Genomic DNA, 1763 nt, shown 5'->3' on the forward strand with positions numbered 1-1763 from the left:
CGCGGCGGCCTGCTGGCAGCAGCTGCGCACGCTGGCCACCGCGCGCTCCTACGTCCACCCGGAGGACCCGGCCGTGGGCCCGCTGGCCCGGCTGCGCGCGGACCTGCTGACCGACGAGGCGAACCGGGCCGGCCACCACGACGACTACGCCGAGGCCGCCGCCCTCCACGAAGAGGCCGCGGGCCTGTACGAAGACGCCGGCGCACCGGGCGACGCGGCACTGGCCCGCGCCTGCGCCCTGCTCGCCGCAGCCGAAATCCCCGCCCCGGACACCGAGAGGGCCCAGGGAACCGAAGGGACCGACGGAACCGAGGCGAAGACCACCGCGCTGAGCACCGCCCACGCGACCATGGTCAGCCTGCACGAGCAGACCCCCGGCCTGGCCCCCTACCAGGAAGCCCGCCTGCTGCGCCTGCGGGCGACCGCGCTCGGCCTGCGCCTGCAGACCTCACGCAGCTCCGAGCACATCGAACCGGCCTTCGCCGAGATCAACCTCCTTGAGGCCTTCGCCACCCGGCACGACCTCGCCGGCCAGATCTCCCACGCCCGGCTGCTGCGGGCCAGCGCCCACGCCCTTTCCGGCGCCCTGCTCGCCGCGGTCACCGAGGCCGACGCCCTCCTCGACCAGCTCAAAACGCACGGCCCCGCCTGGCACCTGCCCCGCGTGCTCGCACTGCGCGGCCGGCTCCAACTGGGCCTGCACGACGCGCAGGCCGCCCACGCGGACCTGACCGAGGGCCTGCGCCTGGCCGCCGACTGGCCGGCCGACATGCTCGACGCCACCCGCTTCCACGGCGACCTGGCCGAAGCCTGCATGCACCTGGACCGCCCCGACGAGGCGCTGCGGCACCTGACGCGATCGGCGGAGCTGGACCTGCGCCACGGCAACCGCACCGACGCGTTCTGCACCTACAGCAACGCCGCCCAGCTCAGCCTCGACCTGGGGCGCATCGAGGACTGCATCGCGCTGCTCGACTCCCTCCTGGCCGAACCGGACGTCACCACCGGGGAACTGGACGACCGGCTCGCGGCCCAACTGCGCCTGATCCGCGCCCGCGCGCTGCACGCGGGCGATGACCTCAAGGCCGCCACGACGGAGTTCCTCGCCCTCGCGGCCGAATCAGCGGGCTGGGACGACGACCCGGCGAGCCACGCCATGATCGCCGCAGAGACGGCCGTACTCCTGGGCGAATCGGGCGAGTTCGACCGGGCCCGCCAGGCCGCCGACCAGGCGATCGCCGCCCACGCCCAAGACCCGCGTTACGAACAGCTCAGCAACTGCCTGCGCGAACTCGCCCGCCTCCAGACCCGCCAGCAGGGCTCCGACGGCCTGCCCGACGCCCTCGCCTACCTGGCCGACGCCGGACGGATCGCCGACCAGGCCCGCGCCGCCGCCTACGAGGCCCACGGCCGCTCCCTGGATACCGCCTTGGCCTACGAATACGGGCGGGTCAACGCCCACGCCGGCGCATACGAAGACGCCCTGGCAGCCCTGGAGAAGGCCCTGGCCCTGCTCGGCGAACCAGGAGCGGAGGACGCGGACCGTGCCGGTGAGTGGGCCGAGTGCGTCCGTCTCGCCAGTGCCGTGGAGGGCATCTACCTGGAACGCCCCGCCCCCGCCCTCACCCGTGTCGACGCGGCGGTCTCCCGCCTGATCGCCCTGGGCCACAGCGAGGACACCGAGCCGCTCACCTCCTTGGCCGCCCGACTGCGCGACGAGGAGTAGACGAGGAGTAGACGGCGTTATCAGTGCGCGCGCGGGC

Annotated in this window: 1 pseudogene; it reads left to right on the plus strand. The window is 74.2% G+C overall.

From position 1 onward, the window contains the following. Positions 1-1726, plus strand: a pseudogene (locus ACQKIP_RS46615) (hypothetical protein); the annotation flags it as partial. Positions 1727-1763: the final 37 nt, after the last annotated feature.

The sequence above is a fragment of the Streptomyces sp. NPDC059900 genome (assembly GCF_050270335.1).
Lineage (GTDB): Bacteria > Actinomycetota > Actinomycetes > Streptomycetales > Streptomycetaceae > Streptomyces.